Here is a 13,105-nt window from a genome sequence, read left to right on the forward strand (position 1 = left end):
ACACGCTCGGTCAACACTCGCTCCGATCACCGCGGACGGAGATCATTGCCTGGCGTGTCAACTTCCAGCCGTCGCCGTGTCGTTCGACGAAACCAAGTGCTCGGAGTTCGTACAGTCTCCCGACCGCCTCGTCCGTCGTGGTCCCCGCGTCACGGGCGACCTCCTCGGCTCCCACCAGGCCGCGAGCCGGCAGCGCGGCCAGCACCCGCCCCGCGCCCGGGTCGAGCAGGTCGCGCGGCAGCACGGGCCCTCGCCGGTCGGGGGCCAGCTCTCCTATGTCGCCCACCAGCTCGGCGACTTCCGCGGCATCGGAGACCAGGACCGCTTCCCCGCGCAACAGTTCGTGCACCCCGGCCGACAGCCCGCTGGTGACGGGGCCAGGCACCCCTATCGTGAACCGTCCGAGCCGCTGCGCCGCGCGTGCCGTGACCAGCGCGCCGCTGCGATACGCGGCCTCGACGACCACGGTCCCCCGGGTGAGCGCGGCGATGACCCTGTTCCTGAGGATGAATCTGCTCGGAGTGGGGTGATCGCCGGGTGGCAACTCCCCCACCACCAGCCCCTGTTCGGCGATTCTGGTGATCAACTGGGTGTGCCCGCGCGGGTAGGGCCGGTCGACTCCGCAGGCCAGCACGGCGACGGTGGCGCCGCCCGCCCCGAGGGCGCCCCGGTGCGCGGCGCCGTCCACGCCGTACGCGCCCCCCGACACCACCACCCAGCCCCGCTCCGCGAGCCCCGCGCCCAGCGTGGCCGCCATGTGCGCGCCGTACTCGGTGCAGGCCCGCGCTCCGACGACGGCGACGGAACGCAGTGCCCATATCCGCAGGCTCGGCAACCCCCGCACCCAGAGCCCGGTGGGCCGGGCATCGCCCAGATCGTCGAGCTGCACGGGCCACTGCGGCTCACCGGGGCAGATGAATCTCACCCCGGCGTCCTGCGCCTGGGCCAGATCCCGCTCCGGCCGCATCCCGGCGGCCCGCCCCCGGAGCCCCTCCCACCGCCTCACGCTCGCCCCGGGCAACGGCTCCCGATCCTCCACCAGCCGCCGCGCCACCTCAGCCGCCCCGAACTCCCGCAGCCACCGCCCTCCGAGCTCGTCACCGGGTTCGATGACCCGCGCGAGGGCGACGCGGGCCATACGTTCGTCGTAAGTCATGCCGGTGAACCGATCATCATCGGCACCCCTCGGGGGACCCCGGTGCGCAGTTGCAGGGCCAGGGCCACATCCCCGGCGTCAGGCCTGTCGTGTCCCGAGAGGTCGGCCACCGTCCAGGCGACGCGGAGTACCCGGTCCAGGCCGCGCGCGGTCAGCACGCCTCGTTCCAGCCCGCGCTCGGCGTCGTCCATCGCTCCCGGCAGTGCCTGCCAGCGACTGCGCAGTTCGCGTCCCGGCACCTCGCTGTTCGTGTGCCACGGAGTGCCGGCCAACCGCGCTGCGGAACGCTCACGGGCGGCACTCACCCGGTCGGCCACCGTCCGTGTCGACTCGCCGACGGCACCGACCGCAGTCAGTTCGGCCCGGGTGACCGGCTCGACCTCGACCCGCAGATCGATCCTGTCGATGAGCGGCCCGGAGAGCCTGGCCTGATACCGGCGGACGGAAGAGGGCGGGCACTCGCACATGTCGTTCGCCACGCTGAAGCGCCCGCAAGGACACGGGTTGGCCGCGAGGACCATCAGGAACTTCGCCGGAAAACGCACGACACCGGCGCTGCGAGCGATCACGACATGCCCCGCCTCCAAGGGCTGCCGCAGGGCATCGAGCACGAAGCTGCTGAATTCCGGCGCCTCGTCCAGAAAGAGCACACCTCGATGCGACAAGGACACCGCGCCGGGCCGGGCAAGCCCTTTGCCGCCGCCGACGAGCGACTGCATCGTCGCCGAGTGATGGGGCGCGCAGTACGGCGGGATGTCGACCATCGGCTTGCCCGGCGGCAGCAGACCCGCCACGGAGTGGATCGCCGTCACCTCCAGGGATTCCTGCCTGCTGAGGCGCGGCAGCAGCGAAGGCATCCGCTCGGCGAGCATGGTCTTGCCCGCGCCGGGCGGCCCTTGAAGAAAGACGTGGTGCCCTCCGGCGGCGGCGACCTCCATGGCGGTGCGCGCCGACATCTGGCCGACCACGTCGGCGAGGTCGTGCCCCTGGTCGTGTTCCGGCACAGCCATGCCGCACAGGCCGGTCGCCTCTCCCGTGCCCGGCATACGCAGTCCCGCCAGCAGCGGATCCGGCCGCCCCTGCTCGTCCGGATCCTCCTCGGGCACCGGTTCGTCCGTGAGCACGGCGATCAGCTGGCGCAGGCTGCGGACCCCGAGCACCGAGACCCCCGGCACGAGCGAGGCCTCGGCGGCAGCGCACTCCGGCACCACCACCTGCTCATAGCCCGCGTCGGCCGCGGCCAGGACCGCCGGCAGGACACCGCGCACCGGCCGGACCCGTCCGTCGAGCCCCAGCTCGCCGATCATCACGATGTCGGCGAGCACCCGCGGATCGATCCGCTCGGACGCACCGAGCACGGCGCAGGCAACCGCGAGGTCGAACCCGGAGCCGCCCTTGGGGACAGAAGCCGGGCTCAGTCCGACCGTCAGCTTCTTCTGCGGCCACGACGCCCCGGAATTCACCACGGCGGCCCTGACCCGGTCCTTGCTCTCCGTCAGGCTCTTGTCCGGCAGTCCCACCAGGGTGAACGCCGCGACACCGGGTTCCAGGTCCGCCTGGACCTCCACGACGACGCCCTCGACGCCGACCAGGGCCACTGAGCACGTACGGGCGAATCCCATCAGGCCACCCCCCGCGCGTGCTCGACCACGGGCGCGCCGCGGTCGGGGAGGACAACGCCGATCAGGTCGATGCGGACGCCGCCCGGTGGTGCTCCACCGTGTTCCTGGAGCCAGCGTTCGGCCAGGCCGCGCAGGCGTTGTGCCTTGGCCGGCGTGACGGCCGCCATCGGGTGTTCGAAGGCTCCCGTCTTGCGGGTCTTGACCTCGCAGACGACCAGCGCGTCGCCGTCGCGGGCCACGATGTCGATCTCGCCGGCCCTGCCGGAGCGCCAGTTGCGCGCCAGGACCGTCATCCCGGTCTCGGTCAGCCGCCTTGCGGCCAGATCCTCGCCGTACCTGCCGAGTGCACTGCGTTGTGCGTTGCGTGTGTTCATGTCGGCACCACCTCCGGCGCCAACATTGCGGCCATTTCAGCCCGCTATTGGATCTTGGTTGACGAGCGGCCGATTGTGGATAAGTCCGTCACCCACACGAGCGGGCGCCCGCCTCACGAGCGGACGCCCGACCAACAGCCGTCCCGCGTCATCAGCCGCCCGGCAGCTCCAGATCGCTCTTGTTCAGCTCCTCGATATTCACGTCCTTGAACGTGAGCACCCTCACCTGCTTCACAAAGCGAGCGGGCCGATACATGTCCCACACCCAGGCATCCGCCATGGATACCTCGAAAAACACCTCACCCTGGACCGAGTGCACCTGCATCTCGTAGTCATTGGTGAGGTAGAAGCGCCGTTCGGTCTCGATCACATATTTGAACAGACCGACGACATCGCGGTACTCCCGATAGAGCTTCAGCTCCATCTCGGTCTCGTACTTCTCGAGGTCCTCGGCGCTCATGGCATGTTCCCCTTCAGCCGTGCGTCCCCCCATTGTGCGCCAGCCCCGGGAGCCCCTAGACGATTTCGGTGTCGAGGATCTCGGGTGTGGCCGGGGGACCTTCGTCGAGCAGCCTGCGCAGCAGCTCGGCGAGTCTGGTCGGATACACCGTCTCATGTGCCTCGGTCAGTTCCTGGCACGTCCACCAACGAGCTCCGGCGACACTGCGCCGTTCCAGCTCCGTCAGCCCGGCGGCAACCGTCACCGTCTGGGTCGTACGGGCCAGGTAGTACCACTCGTCCTGGTCCCAGCGACGCCCCGCGAACGGGAAGGAGCACATCCGCCGCCACAGCACCGGGCCCAGCTCGACCTCGGTGATACCGGTCTCCTCCGCGAGTTCCCGCAGTGCGGCCTCCTCGCGCGTCTCCTCGCCCTCCAGACCGCCGCCGGGCGTGAACCACCAGTCGTCCGAGGGGTCGTCGGGCTCATGCCCGTGCAGCAGCAGAATCCGTTCGTCGGGGTCGAGCAGCACCACACGGGAGACCTTCCGCAGCCCGCCCCGGTACTCGTCCGGGGCCCCGGTCCCGCCGTCGTGGGGACTCCCGTCGTACGACACCTCAGCCGGCACCGGCGAGCTCCGTCCGGGCCCGGCCGCGCCGACCCGCCCGCTTGGCGATCGGACCGTACGCCGCCCCGCCCATGACGAACACCGCGCCCGCCACCACCGCGCCGACGATCAGGCGCAGCGGCCCCGGCTCGGAGAGGCTGCCCAGCGTCTCGAAGCCGGTCGGTTTCTTGAGCATGCCGTTCATGGGCCAGACGACGGCGTCGACCCGCCCCTCGACGGCGCTGCGCGGCACGGTTCCGCTGGCGGCGTCCGTCAGGTGGGCGGTGGAGTCCAGCGAGCCGGTGCGCTCGTCACCGAGCAGGAACAGGTTGCCGTCCGGAACCGTGACGGTCGGGATGCTCGTGATCTCGGCCGCCGAGCCCTCGGGGAGATACGGTTCCTCGATCTGCTTCCCGTTGACGGTCAGCTTCCCGTCCGTGCAACAGGCGACCTCGTCGCCGCCGACGGCGACCACGCGCTTGACCATCGGTACGTCGCCCCAGCTGGCCTCTTTGAAGACGACGACGTCACCGCGCCGGATCTCGCCGCCGTCGACGCGCTGCGCCAGCACACGATCCCCCGCGTTGATCGTCGGCGTCATCGATCTGGTGGGCACGGTGTACGGCCGGTAGACCACCGCCCCCCAGACGAACCCGCCGAGGAACAGCGCAAGGCCCAGCGCGACGGCGACCCCGGACAGCACTTCTCCGGTCCGGCCGCTCGCCGGGGTGTTGCGTGTGCCGCCGCGCGCGGCCGTATCTGTCGAGCTCTCGCCACCCATGGATCCGCACCCTACCCGGGGGTACGGGCCGAGGTCAGCCCATGGTTCGGATCACGCACACGGGCCTTACCGACTCCTCACCGCACGGCGGAAGGCCCGTACAGCCGAAAAGGCCGGTGCGCTCGGACGAATCCGAACACACCGGCCCCAAAAGGACGCTTCAGAGCGTTACTTGGACGCCTTCCGCCGACGCCGCACCAGCACCAGCGGCACAGCACCTACGAGCGCCGCGGCACCCGGCGAGGTGATGGCGGCCGCCGCCTTGCTGTTGAGGCCCGACTGGTCGAAGGTGTCCGGAACCGGAAGGGTGCCCCAGCGGTTGATGGGCCACGCCTTCACGATGGCGCGCCCGACGACCTCGTCGACCGGGACCATGCCGTGGTTCTTGTCCGTCTGGTTGTAGCGCGAGTCCCGCGAGTTCTGGCGGTGGTCACCCATGACCCAAATTTTGCCCTCGGGAACGGTGACCTTGAACTGACCGCCGTCCTCGTCGACGCTGCACGGGGTGTTCCCCGGGTACACGTACGGCTCGTTCAGCGCCTTGCCGTTGACCGTCAACGGTCCGGTGCCCTTGCACTCGATGGTGTCGCCGCCGACCCCGACGACCCGCTTGATGAGGTCCTTCTCCTCCGCGGACGGCATGAGGCCGATCCAGCTGAGGACCGTCTGCAAGGCGTTCGGGTCGGCCACGGGCTCGCCCGCCAGCCAGTTGTCGGGGTCGTGGAAGACGACGACCTCGCCGCGCTCCGGCTCGGAGCCGAACCATGGGGTCAGCTTGTCCACCAGAACGCGGTCACCCTGCTGGAGGGTGTTCTGCATCGAGTCCGAGGGGATCGAGAACGCCTGTACCAGGAAGGTCTTGATGAGCAGCGCCAGCACCAGGGCGATGCCGATCAGGATCGGCAACTCCTTCCAGAAGGAGCGCTGCTTGGTCGACTTGGCGTCCTGCTCGGCGCTCTCCTGCTCGGCGCTGTCGTCCGCGGACCCGCTCTCGGAGTTTTCGGCGTCTACAGCTGAGGCAGCCGAGTCGTCGGGCCGCTCCGGCCGCCCTTCGGGACCCTCGTGTCCGGACCGTGCGCCGACCGCCACATCCCCCACATCCACTCCTCACTCCGTGCCGCAGCCCGCGTCGGATTCGCCGCAGGCCCACCACTCCCATAACGAGCGGGAGTTCCGCAGGGCTCGGGAGCGGGATCAATCCGTCTGGATCCGCAGGGGCCACCCTATGCGACGCAAGGAGAGCGGAAGTCGACCCACTTGGCGCGTCGGCGACGGACGCGTAGGTACCCGGCTCCTTCAGTCGCGTCCAGTTCCCGATGGGCCAGGCGATGATCATGGCCCGGCCGACGACGGAGTCCTCGGAGACGGTGCCTTTGTACTTGTCGGAGCGGTGGTAACGGGAGTCCGCGGAGTTGGACCGGTGGTCGCCCATGACCCACAGCCGCCCCTCGGGCACCTTCACCTCGAACGCGAAGTCGGAGGGCTTGTCGCCGGCGAGGATGTACGGCTCACTCAGCGGCGTTCCGTTGACGGTCATCCGCCCTTGTGCGTCACAGCACTTGACCGTGTCGCCGCCGACCCCGACGACCCGCTTGATGAGGTCCTTCTCGTTGTCCGACGGCAGCAGGCCGATGAAGGTGAGCCCTTGCTTGACCTGCTTGACGACGATGGGGTCGTCCGCCTTCTTGGTCTCCTCCGCCGTGAGCCAGCCACCCGGGTCCTGGAAGACGACAACATCGCCTCGCTGGGGCTTGGAGCCGAACCACGGAGTGAACTTGTCGACCAGGACACGGTCGCCGATCTGGATCGTGTTCTCCATGGAGCCCGACGGGATCACGAAGGCCTGGACGAGGAAGGTCTTCAGGACCAGGGCTATGAGCACCGCGACGCCGACGAGGAGAGGTATCTCCTTGACCGTCGAACGCCGCCTGCGCCGCTTGATCTTGCGCGCGAGCTTGCGCCGCTCCACGCGGCTGGGGCGGCCCGCGCTGCCGGAGGCGCGCCGGGTTCCGGTGGGCAGCAGGTTGTCGGCGGGATGGCTGGAAACTCCGCGCGGTCGGCCGCGGTTACCCATGGGCACCGTCCGCGGCGGGCACGCGCGCGTAGGCACCGGGGCGCGTCAGCCGGGTCCAGTGGTCCGAGGGCCAGGCGATCCAGTCGGCTCTGCCGATGACTTCGCCGACGGGGATCATGCCGCCTCCGGGGGATCCCAGGTGGTCGCGGGAATCACTGGAGTCGCCACGGTGGTCGCCCAGCAGGAAGAGGGTGCCGTCGGGCACGACGACGTCGAATGGCACGTCGGACGGGCTGTCCCCCGGGTACAGAAACGTCGACTCGTCGACCGACCGGCCGTTCACCTCGAGCCTCCCCTCCTTGTCGCAGCAGACCACGTGGTCTCCCCCCACACCGACAACGCGCTTGATGTAGTCGGCGTTTCCGAAATACCCAGTGCCGTCGAAGACAACAACGTCGCCCCGCTGCGGCTCAGCACCGAAACGGTACGCCAACTTATTTACGAGAACGCGGTCCCCGATCCTCAATCCCTGCTCCATGGAACCGCTGGGAATCTGGAACGGCTGCATCACGAAGCTGCTGAAAAGGAGCAGAAAGAGCAGGCAGACGAGCGCGGTGAGGGTGAACCGCCCGCCGGGGAGCCAGTCTGCGGCGCGGGCCACCAACGCGAAACGCGACCGTCCCTCCCGTCCCTGCGTGTCCGAGATCTCCTCGGACTCACAAGGGCGGGAGGAGCGGTCGCGCTCCGTGTGCTGTGCTTCGGTGTTCATCGGAGCCAGATGCTATCCGGCTCCGATATGAGCACCTCCGCGAGCTCAGTTGTCGCGCTTCTCCTTGATCTTCGCGGCCTTGCCGCGCAGGTCGCGCAGGTAGTACAGCTTGGCGCGACGCACGTCACCACGGGTGACGAGCTCGATCTTCTCGACGATCGGAGTGTGCACCGGGAAGGTGCGCTCGACGCCCACGGAGAAGGAGACCTTGCGGACCGTGAAGGTCTCGCGGACGCCCGAGCCCTGACGGCGGATGACTACGCCCTTGAACTGCTGCACACGGGAGCGGTTGCCCTCGATGACGCGGACGTGGACGTTGACGGTGTCACCCGGGCGGAAGGCCGGGACGTCGGTGCGCAGCGAGGCGCTGTCGACGGAGTCGAGCAGGTGGGTCATTTCGTCTGCTTTCTTCGCTGATGCCACAGGTCATCAACGGAAGTCGTTTCCAAAAGAGGTGCTGTCTTCGTCGGGGCGGGCGTCGTGTCCCCCTGTGGCAGGGGCGCACGCCGGACGACGCACAACAGCCCCCTATTGTTCCACGGCTTCCGGGCTGCGCCCAAATCGGCCGTCGGGCCCCGGCGCCCAGCCCAGGATCGAGAGCATTTCGCGGTCCTTCTTGTCGAAGGCCGAGGGGTCGCAGCGCTCGATGAGGTCGGGCCGGTTCATCGTCGTACGCCGCAGCGCCTCGTCCCGGCGCCAGCGGGCGATCTTCCCGTGGTGGCCGCTGACCAGCACCTCGGGGATGTCACGGCCACGCCACTGAGGGGGCTTGGTGTAAATCGGCCCCTCCAGGAGGTTGGCCATGGCCCCGGGGGCGAAGGAGTCGTCCCGGTGCGACTCCGCGTTGCCGAGGACACCCGGCAGCAGCCGCGCCACGGCCTCCGTGATGACGAGCACGGCCGCCTCACCGCCGGCCAGTACGTAGTCGCCGATGGACACCTCGTAGACGGGCATCCGGGTCGCGTACTCGTCGATCACGCGGCGGTCGATGCCCTCGTAGCGGGCGGGCGTGAAGACCAGCCAGGGGCGCTCCGAGAGCTCGACGGCGAGTTCCTGGGTGAAGGGCCGTCCGCTGGGGGTGGGGACGACGAGGACGGGCCCGTGCGAGCCCGTCTCGTAGCCGTCCGTGAGCACCGAGTCGAGGGCGTCACCCCACGGATCGGTCTTCATGACCATGCCGGGGCCGCCGCCGTACGGGGTGTCGTCGACCGTGTTGTGGCGGTCGTACGCCCAGTCCCGCAAATCATGCACGTGCACATTCAGTTGTCCACGCGCGCGTGCCTTGCCGACCAGCGAGACGTTCAGCGGTTCCAGGTACTCGGGGAAGATCGTGACGATGTCGAGCCTCATTCGCTCTCGTCCCTCGACGACGCGATCTCGGCCTGGTCGTCGATGAGCCCCGGCGGCGGGTCGATGACCGCCCGCTGCTCCTCCAGGTCGATCTCGGTGACGATCTCCTCGACGAACGGGATCAGCACCTCCGTCCCGTCCGGCCGCTCGACCACGAAGAGGTCCTGCGACGGCAGGTGGGCGATCTCGGTGATCCGCCCGACCTCGGCGCCGTCGACCGTGACGACGTCCAGGTCCATCAGCTGGTGGTCGTAGTACTCCTCCGGGTCCTCGGGCTTGTCGTCCGGGTCGACCTCGGCGATGAGCAGGGTGTTGCGCAGCGCCTCGGCGGCGGTCCGGTCGCGGACGCCCTCGAAGCGCAGCAGGAGCCTGCCACTGTGGACGTGGCCCGTCTCGATCGTCAGCGGTCCGGCGGAGGCCGGGTCGGTGAGCAGGACGGCGCCGGGCCCGAGCCTGAGTTCCGGCTCGTCCGTACGTACCTCGACGGTGACCTCGCCCTTGATGCCATGGGCGCGGCCGACGCGAGCGACTACCAGCTGCACTGTGCTTGATCTCCTGTCGGTACGACTACGGGCCGGGGACGGCCCGATAGGCCCTCCCCGGCCCGAGCCGGTGCTGCGTGTACGTCAGCGGACGTGGTCCACGTCGACGAGGTCGACGCGGACACCGCGACCGCCGATAGCACCCACGACGGTGCGCAGAGCGCGTGCGGTGCGGCCATTGCGGCCGATCACCTTACCGAGGTCGTCGGGGTGAACCCGGACCTCGAGAACGCGCCCGCGGCGCAGGTCGCGCGAGGCGACCTGCACATCGTCGGGGTTGTCGACAATGCCCTTCACGAGGTGCTCGAGAGCCTCCTCGAGCATGCTCAGGCCTCGGTCGACGCGGACTCGGCGGCGGCCTCGTCCTTCTTCTCAGCCTTCTTCTTCTGGGTGATGGCCTCACCCTTGCCCGTGTCGTCGCCACCGAGGGCTTCGAACAGCGGGCGCGCGGCCTTCGGCTCGGCCACGAGCAGCGGAGCCGGGGCGGGCAGACCCTTGAACTTCTGCCAGTCGCCGGTCAGCTTGAGGATGGCGAGAACCGGCTCGGTCGGCTGCGCGCCGACACCCAGCCAGTACTGCGCACGCTCGGTGTCGACCTCGATGCGCGAGGGGTTCTGCACTGGGTGGTACAGGCCGATCTCCTCGATGGCCCGGCCATCACGGCGGGTACGGGAGTCGGCGACGACGATGCGGTAGTGAGGCGAACGGATCTTGCCCAGACGCTTCAGCTTGATCTTGACTGCCACGGAAGTGGTGTCTCCTGGTCTTGACGTGGTTGGGCACGGCGAGATGGCCGCGTGGGGTTGCGGTACCCGAGTGCCCGATGGACGCGTCAGCCGGAGGAGAGAGGGGTCCTATGCGACTGTCGAGTACAGCTAGCCATTCTGCCACACCCTGACGGCGGACCGGACCCCGGTCGCGCCCTTACCTGGGCACGACGGCTCCCGGCGCCGGGACTGGCCGGACGTCGACCGTGTGTTCCGGCACCCACGAGGTGCCGCCGCTCACCGCCGAAGCCGACCGGGCCAACCGCACGACCCGACGCCTAAGGGATACCGCCTCAGCCCGCTGCCGCGCCGACCACCTCAGGAATCCGGAAGGGTTTGCCGCACCCCCCGCACACGATCGGCGCCTGCGCCAGCACGGACGGGACGACCCGTACGTTGCGGCCGCAGTCGCACACCGCCTTCACGCGCACGCCTCCTCCGGAGGAGCCGTGCCTGGCGGCCGGCCCCCGGAAGCTGCGAGTCGTGTCCGCGGCGGTCGCGACGGTGTGTGCCTTGAGGGCGCGCTGCAACCGCTCCATGGTCGGTCGGTAACGCCGCTTCGCCTCGAGGTTGAGCGTGACCAGTGAGAAGCCGCTACTGGGATGCGGCTCCTCGGGGTGGTCCAGGCCCAACTCCTCGGCGATCGCGAGGAATCTGCGGTTGTGGTACCGGCCGGCGCGCGAGGTGTCGCGGACTCCGCGGGCGGCGGCGATGCCGTGGACTGCCTCATGAAGCAGTCGCTCGAAAGAGAGCTCGTGTCCGCAGGCGGACGACGACTCTCCGATCAGGGACTCTGGCGCGGCAAGATCCGGCAGTTCGGGGTGGTGCCGCTGAATATCGGCCCACGCCCCTGCCAGCTCTGCGGCGAGAACAGGTGGTGTCGTGCTCACGTAATGACAACGAGCCGGGGTGCCTCTGTGTTCCTATTCCGGGGCATCCCAAATAATTTGCACGTACCCGTCAGTTGCCGCTGATGCGTCCGGACGAGGGCGGGTGCGCTGATCTGCGGAGAAGCCTCACAGTTCATACCTAGCCGGTACGTAGAGACCCGTACGCCCCGCCGCTAGACGAGGTCCGCGTGCCGGGGCACCTGTGGTCATCAGATGCGCAAGAGGCGTTTCAGCCGCCCTTGGGGCAAACCTAGTACGCGCGCGCCACGACAGCGACGTTACCGGGTGAATCGTCGGCCTCGGGCACCGACCCGTCCTCGGCGATCAGACACCGTACGGTCACCGAGTGCTCGGCCAGTCTGGCCTCGCCCTCTTCGCCGAGGTCGGCCCACGGGATGCGCGCCCAGCCGCCGGCCACGGCGGCCTCGACGGCCTCCTCGATCGTCGACACCTCCGCCGTCCGGGACTCACGCCGCGCCCGCGACTGCTCGAGAAGCAGCGCCTGGTCCTCTTCGAGGACGGTGGGCAACAGGGCGACGAGGCCCTCGATCGCCACCGGCTCCTTGCCGCCGCGGATACGGCGGACCAGCATCGCGGTGCCGTTCTCCAGGTCACGGGGTCCGACCTCGATACGTACGGGTACACCCTTGAGTTCCCAGTCGACGGCGCGGCGCCCGAAAGGCGTGTCCGTACGGTCGTCCACGTGCACCCGCACACCCGCCGCCTTCAACTGCTCGCCGATCTCGCGGACCTTGGCCAGAACCGCATCGTCGCCCTTGATGGCCAGTACAACGGCCTGAACAGCCGCAAGGCGCGGCGGCACCCGCAACCCACTGTCATCACCGTGCGACATGATCAGGCCACCCACCATGCGGGTCGAGGACCCCCAGGAGGTCTGCCAGACGAGCTCCTGCTTGCCCTCCTTGGACAGGTACTGGGTATGGAAAGCCTTCGCGAAGTTCTGCCCGAGCTCGTGACTGGTGCCCATCTGAAGGGCCTTGCCGTCACCCATCATGGCTTCGAGCGTCAGGGTGTTGATGGCTCCCGCGAACCGCTCACTCGCCGTCTTGCGGCCGAGTACGACGTCGATCCCGAGGACGTCGACCATGAAGTCGGCGTACACCTTCTCGTGGATGTACGCCGCGTACTCCCGGGCTTCCTCGTACGTGGCGTGAGCCGTGTGCCCTTCCTGCCACAGGAACTCGGTCGTACGGAGGAACACACGCGGACGCATCTCCCAACGGACCACGTTCGCCCACTGGTTGATCAGCAGCGGCAGATCGCGGTAGCTCTGCACCCACTTGGAGAAGTAGTCGTTGATGATCGTCTCCGACGTGGGACGGACGACGATCGGCTCCTCGAGCTCCTTGCCGCCGCCGTGCGTGACGACCGCCAGCTCCGGGGCGAAACCCTCGACGTGCTCGGCCTCCCTCGTCAGGTACGACTGCGGGATGAAGAGCGGGAAGTACGCGTTCTGGGCACCCGCTTCCTTGATGCGGGCGTCCATCTCCTGCTGCATCCGCTCCCACAGCCCGTACCCGTACGGCCGGATGACCATGGTGCCGCGCACCGGACCGTTGTCGGCCAGCTCGGCCTTGTTGATGAGGTCCTGGTACCAGCGCGGGAAATCGTCCGCCTGGGGCGTGAGAACAGGTGCCTTAGCCATGGCGCGATGGTACGGGCACACGTTGCCGGGATGTGAATTCTTACCGAGCGCACAACCGGAGCACAAACCGGGCGCCGAAACCCCTGGACGGCACGTCGAGCGCGGAGTTTCCTGGCATACGGGGGGAG

General features: G+C 68.9%; 15 protein-coding genes and 1 pseudogene. All 16 read right to left on the minus strand.

Annotated features, from left to right (window positions below; translation table 11 throughout):
* Nucleotides 1-10 precede the first annotated feature (10 nt).
* Nucleotides 11-1,156 carry a DNA-processing protein DprA gene (dprA, locus tag OG266_RS12185; RefSeq protein WP_371545463.1) on the minus strand — a complete coding sequence of 382 codons (1,146 nt, stop codon included), beginning with the start codon at nucleotides 1,154-1,156 and terminating at the stop codon, nucleotides 11-13.
* Nucleotides 1,153-2,778, minus strand: a complete 1,626-nt coding sequence (locus tag OG266_RS12190) for a YifB family Mg chelatase-like AAA ATPase (RefSeq protein ID WP_326720427.1) — start codon at nucleotides 2,776-2,778, stop codon at nucleotides 1,153-1,155. Before OG266_RS12190 ends, dprA begins: the two co-directional genes overlap by 4 nt.
* Nucleotides 2,778-3,152 (minus strand): YraN family protein, encoded by a 375-nt coding sequence (locus OG266_RS12195; protein ID WP_266474604.1) that lies wholly within the window; start codon nucleotides 3,150-3,152, stop codon nucleotides 2,778-2,780. Before OG266_RS12195 ends, OG266_RS12190 begins: the two co-directional genes overlap by 1 nt.
* Nucleotides 3,153-3,303: 151 nt before the next feature.
* Nucleotides 3,304-3,612 (minus strand): DUF2469 domain-containing protein, encoded by a 309-nt coding sequence (locus tag OG266_RS12200; RefSeq protein ID WP_003965949.1) that lies wholly within the window; start codon nucleotides 3,610-3,612, stop codon nucleotides 3,304-3,306.
* Nucleotides 3,613-3,667: 55 nt separating this feature from the next.
* On the minus strand, nucleotides 3,668-4,144 hold the full coding sequence (locus tag OG266_RS12205) for an NUDIX hydrolase (protein WP_266475063.1): 477 nt from the start codon (nucleotides 4,142-4,144) through the stop codon (nucleotides 3,668-3,670).
* A gap of 64 nt (nucleotides 4,145-4,208) precedes the next feature.
* Nucleotides 4,209-4,979, minus strand: a complete 771-nt coding sequence (lepB, locus tag OG266_RS12210; protein WP_266474605.1) for a signal peptidase I — start codon at nucleotides 4,977-4,979, stop codon at nucleotides 4,209-4,211.
* 168 nt (nucleotides 4,980-5,147) lie between these two features.
* Nucleotides 5,148-6,077, minus strand: coding sequence for a signal peptidase I (lepB, locus tag OG266_RS12215; protein WP_266474607.1), 930 nt, complete (start codon nucleotides 6,075-6,077; stop codon nucleotides 5,148-5,150).
* Nucleotides 5,968-7,053 (minus strand): annotated as a pseudogene (gene lepB / locus OG266_RS12220) (signal peptidase I); the annotation flags it as partial. The gene lepB (OG266_RS12215) and the pseudogene lepB (OG266_RS12220), both read right to left, overlap by 110 nt.
* Entirely contained in the window at nucleotides 7,046-7,762 is a 717-nt protein-coding gene (gene lepB, locus OG266_RS12225) for a signal peptidase I (protein ID WP_266474609.1), read from the minus strand. The gene lepB (OG266_RS12225) and the pseudogene lepB (OG266_RS12220), both read right to left, overlap by 8 nt.
* Before the next feature lie 45 nt (nucleotides 7,763-7,807).
* Nucleotides 7,808-8,158, minus strand: coding sequence for a 50S ribosomal protein L19 (rplS, locus tag OG266_RS12230; protein WP_266474611.1), 351 nt, complete (start codon nucleotides 8,156-8,158; stop codon nucleotides 7,808-7,810).
* A gap of 132 nt (nucleotides 8,159-8,290) precedes the next feature.
* Nucleotides 8,291-9,112: a tRNA (guanosine(37)-N1)-methyltransferase TrmD gene (gene trmD, locus OG266_RS12235; RefSeq protein WP_371545470.1), complete on the minus strand. Its 822-nt coding sequence runs from the start codon at nucleotides 9,110-9,112 to the stop codon at nucleotides 8,291-8,293.
* Nucleotides 9,109-9,654, minus strand: coding sequence for a ribosome maturation factor RimM (gene rimM / locus OG266_RS12240; protein ID WP_266474613.1), 546 nt, complete (start codon nucleotides 9,652-9,654; stop codon nucleotides 9,109-9,111). The genes trmD and rimM overlap by 4 nt, the downstream gene beginning before the upstream one ends.
* Before the next feature lie 84 nt (nucleotides 9,655-9,738).
* Nucleotides 9,739-9,978: an RNA-binding protein gene (locus OG266_RS12245; protein WP_005479813.1), complete on the minus strand. Its 240-nt coding sequence runs from the start codon at nucleotides 9,976-9,978 to the stop codon at nucleotides 9,739-9,741.
* Between the two features lie 2 nt (nucleotides 9,979-9,980).
* A complete protein-coding gene (rpsP, locus tag OG266_RS12250) occupies nucleotides 9,981-10,400 on the minus strand; it encodes a 30S ribosomal protein S16 (RefSeq protein WP_266474615.1) in 420 nt (139 codons plus the stop codon).
* Nucleotides 10,401-10,714: 314 nt separating this feature from the next.
* Nucleotides 10,715-11,311 (minus strand): hypothetical protein, encoded by a 597-nt coding sequence (locus OG266_RS12255; protein WP_371545474.1) that lies wholly within the window; start codon nucleotides 11,309-11,311, stop codon nucleotides 10,715-10,717.
* A 250-nt stretch (nucleotides 11,312-11,561) separates the two neighbouring features.
* Nucleotides 11,562-12,977, minus strand: coding sequence for a proline--tRNA ligase (gene proS / locus OG266_RS12260; RefSeq protein WP_371545477.1), 1,416 nt, complete (start codon nucleotides 12,975-12,977; stop codon nucleotides 11,562-11,564).
* Nucleotides 12,978-13,105: the final 128 nt, after the last annotated feature.

Origin of the sequence: Streptomyces sp. NBC_00554 (assembly GCF_041431135.1) — a bacterium.
Lineage (GTDB): Bacteria > Actinomycetota > Actinomycetes > Streptomycetales > Streptomycetaceae > Streptomyces.

What these genes read in the sequence shown, in the direction of transcription:
- OG266_RS12195 (WP_266474604.1), bottom strand. Translation starts at nt 3,152, where the DNA reads ATGAACACACGCAACGCACAACGCAGTGCACTCGGCAGGTACGGCGAG.
- OG266_RS12190 (WP_326720427.1), bottom strand. Translation starts at nt 2,778, where the DNA reads ATGGGATTCGCCCGTACGTGCTCAGTGGCCCTGGTCGGCGTCGAGGGC.
- proS (WP_371545477.1), bottom strand. Translation starts at nt 12,977, where the DNA reads ATGGCTAAGGCACCTGTTCTCACGCCCCAGGCGGACGATTTCCCGCGC.
- lepB (WP_266474605.1), bottom strand. Translation starts at nt 4,979, where the DNA reads ATGGGTGGCGAGAGCTCGACAGATACGGCCGCGCGCGGCGGCACACGC.
- trmD (WP_371545470.1), bottom strand. Translation starts at nt 9,112, where the DNA reads ATGAGGCTCGACATCGTCACGATCTTCCCCGAGTACCTGGAACCGCTG.
- rplS (WP_266474611.1), bottom strand. Translation starts at nt 8,158, where the DNA reads ATGACCCACCTGCTCGACTCCGTCGACAGCGCCTCGCTGCGCACCGAC.
- OG266_RS12245 (WP_005479813.1), bottom strand. Translation starts at nt 9,978, where the DNA reads ATGCTCGAGGAGGCTCTCGAGCACCTCGTGAAGGGCATTGTCGACAAC.
- dprA (WP_371545463.1), bottom strand. Translation starts at nt 1,156, where the DNA reads ATGACTTACGACGAACGTATGGCCCGCGTCGCCCTCGCGCGGGTCATC.
- OG266_RS12200 (WP_003965949.1), bottom strand. Translation starts at nt 3,612, where the DNA reads ATGAGCGCCGAGGACCTCGAGAAGTACGAGACCGAGATGGAGCTGAAG.
- lepB (WP_266474609.1), bottom strand. Translation starts at nt 7,762, where the DNA reads ATGAACACCGAAGCACAGCACACGGAGCGCGACCGCTCCTCCCGCCCT.